The sequence below is a fragment of the Erythrobacter sp. genome, assembly GCF_038133525.1.
Taxonomy (GTDB): domain Bacteria; phylum Pseudomonadota; class Alphaproteobacteria; order Sphingomonadales; family Sphingomonadaceae; genus Qipengyuania.
Genome location: NZ_JAYPTL010000198.1, coordinates 1,046 through 1,534, shown reverse-complemented (window position 1 = coordinate 1,534; position 489 = coordinate 1,046). Strand labels below are relative to the sequence as shown.

The following is a 489-nucleotide window of genomic DNA, read 5'->3' as shown; positions in this document are numbered from 1 at the left end:
CCGCCAATACTATCGCACCGGGCACGATCGAAACGCCGCTTAACAGCGATATCCTCCGGACATGGGGCGATGAAAGCGCGCTCAAGCAGATCGTGGTGATCAACAAGCCGATTCGCGGCAATGGCGCGGTCGAGGATATCGCGGCCGGCGTCGCCTATCTTGCGTCGCAGGAAGCGAAATATGTTTCGGCACAATGCCTTGCCATCGACGGGGGACTGACGGGCACGCGCTTCGTTCCCGATGGCGACGCAGGTCCGACCGCCAGATTCATCGAAGACTGACACCAAAGAAAAATTCAGGGAGATAGAGAAAATGAGCACCAGTTTGAGGGCTTTGCGCATAACGGTCATGCTGGGCGCCGGTGTGTCGGCGATGATCGTTGGCGGGCATGCGATGGCTCAGGACGATCAGGACATGGCAAGCAACGGATCGGACAATCCGCGAGAAATCGTGGTCGTCGCGACCAAGACTGGCTCGAGCCTTTCCGAT

At 58.5% G+C, this 489-nt stretch carries 1 protein-coding gene; it reads left to right on the top strand.

Annotated features, from left to right (window positions below):
- On the top strand, positions 1-281 hold a 281-nt coding region (locus AAFM29_RS18005), incomplete at its 5' end, for an SDR family oxidoreductase (RefSeq protein ID WP_341714073.1).
- Positions 282-489 lie beyond the last annotated feature (208 nt).